Origin of the sequence: Micrococcus sp. KRD026 (genome assembly GCF_017168445.1) — a bacterium.
Classification (GTDB): domain Bacteria; phylum Actinomycetota; class Actinomycetes; order Actinomycetales; family Micrococcaceae; genus Micrococcus; species Micrococcus luteus.
The window spans coordinates 1-2,560 of record NZ_JABFBA010000081.1 but is presented as its reverse complement, the minus strand read 5'-3'; the positions used below and the strand labels follow the sequence as shown (position 1 = coordinate 2,560).

Here is a 2,560-nt window from a genome sequence, read left to right as displayed (position 1 = left end):
AGACAGCCCCTTACCCGCCCGCCGGAGCTTTACTAGGCTCCTGCTATGACATCCACCACTCCGGAGAGCGCCGACAAACCCCCCTTACCTGACGTGCTGCCCTTCGACGACTTCGCCATGGACTGCTACTTAGATGAGATTCAGCGCCATGTCGGCCGAGCGTTGAATGCTGCGCGGTTGATGGACAAGGCCATAGCGATGCGCCGGAGCCTGGGTTTCAACGTTCCACCTTCGCCTAGTAGCAACGCCGAGGGGCAACGTCTTCACGAAAAAGCCTTCGATCATGCTGAAACCGTGGTTAGCGAAACGGCCATGGTTGCCCAGCTGATTTGGCCAAAGACTAAGAATGGGCAGATGGGTCCGGGTGAGACTAGGCCCGAACGCGATCAGCGGATGAAGTTCGCCGAAGGGAGAGGGGCAGCGATTCGAGAAGCCCTCTCTGTCCCAGAGGACAGCCCGATCCGCTCGCGAGCGCTACGCAACAGCATCGAACATTTCGATGAGCGACTGGACAGGCTCATGATGTATCCCCCTCGGATCATCCTCCGCAACAACATCGGGTCTAAAGACATGATCACCGGGATTGAAGGGCTCGAAGAAATGCACTTGCACCACTTCAACCCAGAGGACGGCCAGTACACAATCCTTGGCGAGTCCGTCTCTCTCCCTGACGTCACACGGGCTCTTCAGGCACTCGACCGCCAGGTAGTAGCGGCGAAGGAACGTCTAGCAGCTCGGCACTGGTCCGCGACGCGTAGGCCTTGGGACCCTGGGGGCCCGCACCTGTAGGCGCGAGGCCCCCAGCCCGGGACCAGGGCTAACCGCTCACGGTCCATCCCCCATCCCCAGCTGTGCGAGCGTGGGCAGCTCGTCGACCAGACTGGCCAAGTGGGCCCGCCGCCTGGTCTCGCCAGCTCTGCCGACGCGCCCGACGCGGTGAGGGGGGCACGCCTGTCCGGGCCAATCCTGATGTGTCTCCTGAAGTGTCTCCTTGGGGGGACTCCCAGAGTCCCCCCGTGCGGGACTCTGGGAGTCCCCCGTTCCAGACTCTGCGAGTCCCCCACCCGATGGGCTCGGCCGGTTGTCTACGGCTCTGGGATCAGCGCGGGGAACCCGTCGCCAGGTGACCGCCCTTCCCTCCCCGACCGGCTCGAACTGGTATAGCGGGTCCTGGTTCAGGGCGTACTCGGCGCGCACGCGCGGGCGGGCCTGTCCACTAGATGTGATGACGCCCTTCCGAACCAGCTTGGTGATGACACGTTGCGTCTGCCGACGGACGGATTCAGGGTCAGCCCCGGGCTTCCAGTACCCCAGCGCCGCCGCGAGCGCTTCCCATCCGCCGTAGTACAGCGGGGGTGCCCCGTCGTCACGGGCGGTGAGCGCCATGCGGACCGCGGCATTCATGTCCCCCGGGGTCAGGTGCTGGGACCACTCGGCATAGAGGGTCAAGGCTAGTCGCGCCCCCACGGCTCACCACCCCCCGCGGCCGGGCCGCCACCGAACCCGCGTGCCCGCAGGTCCGCCGCGGCCGCCCGGTAGTCCCCGCCATGATGCAGCAGCGCATATGCCTGAAACGGACTGTAGGGACGGCCCGGCTGAAACGGGGCCGCAGATGTGCTGAACACGAACAGTCGGTCCGCCTCGGAAGCGTGGCCCGTGGTCGCAGAGTGCCCCGGGGACCGCTTGCCAGGGTGCGCCCATCGGCGCTCGTGGCCATGCGTGGAGGGGCCGGTGCTGACGTCGAGGGCGCGGGCGCCGGCGCGGGAGGTGTGGGTGCCATCGGAGCCGGTCAGCTCCAGGCACTGCTGACGGGCGCGCGCGGCGGCGGCGGGGGCCGCGAGGGCGTGGGCCTGGCGGCGCTGGTCCTCCAGAGTGGCCACGGCCTGGCGGCGCCGGGCGCGGTCGTCGCAGTCCTCGCCCCACGGGTCGGGCTGGCACATCACGTCGCCGCACTCCGGGCAGGGCTCGAAGGCGGAGGGCAGGGAGTCGAGGTCGAGAAGGTGGTGCTCAGGCATCGGAGGTGCCTCCTTGGTCGGGGTGCCGGGGGCCTCATGCCCCCCGCTACGTGTCCAACCATACACATACAACGGCGCGCGCACAACACCACCCGCGAGCGCAGGTCCACGCGCCCGTGGTCGTGACGCGGAGGGGGCGGGGACGTGCCGCGATCCAGGGGAGCCGGCAGCAGCTCGATGCAGCCGGCAGCTCAGCTTCACGACACGTCCCCGGGATGCCGCGAGCGCGGGGTCCTCCCGCGCTCGCGGCCTGCCGGTCAGGCGGTGGGCAGGGCGGCCAGGCTGTCGCGGTCGGCCAGGGTGGCGGCCTCGCGGGCGGCCGGCGTGTAGCCGTCCAGGGGGGCGACGTAGGCGCGTCCGTGTGCCCAGGTGCCGATGCTCCAGCCGATCAGGTCCAGTGCGCCGGGCACGCCGTGGATCCGCTGGCGCAGGTAGCGGGTGCCGTGGAGGCGGCCGCCGCCGCTCAGCACGTCCATCAGCAGCCCGGGCAGGCCCAGGGTCGCGGGCAGGGCGGGCAGCTCGACGCCGGGGCCGGGGGCCTGGGG

The 2,560-nt window shown here is 69.3% G+C and carries 3 protein-coding genes; 1 reads left to right on the top strand and 2 read right to left on the bottom strand.

Features of this window, described 5'->3' with window-relative positions; genetic code table 11:
• Positions 1–45 precede the first annotated feature (45 nt).
• A complete protein-coding gene (locus tag J1M40_RS12415) occupies positions 46–789 on the top strand; it encodes a hypothetical protein (RefSeq protein WP_031943813.1) in 744 nt (247 codons plus the stop codon).
• 662 nt (positions 790–1,451) lie between these two features.
• On the opposite strand, the gene J1M40_RS12410 is transcribed toward J1M40_RS12415, so the two are convergent.
• Both J1M40_RS12410 and J1M40_RS12405 read right to left on the bottom strand, forming a co-directional pair.
• Positions 1,452–2,015, bottom strand: a complete 564-nt coding sequence (locus tag J1M40_RS12410; protein ID WP_206450858.1) for a hypothetical protein — start codon at positions 2,013–2,015, stop codon at positions 1,452–1,454.
• A 257-nt stretch (positions 2,016–2,272) separates the two neighbouring features.
• The coding region (locus J1M40_RS12405; protein ID WP_206450857.1) for a hypothetical protein at positions 2,273–2,560 on the bottom strand (288 nt) is incomplete at its 5' end.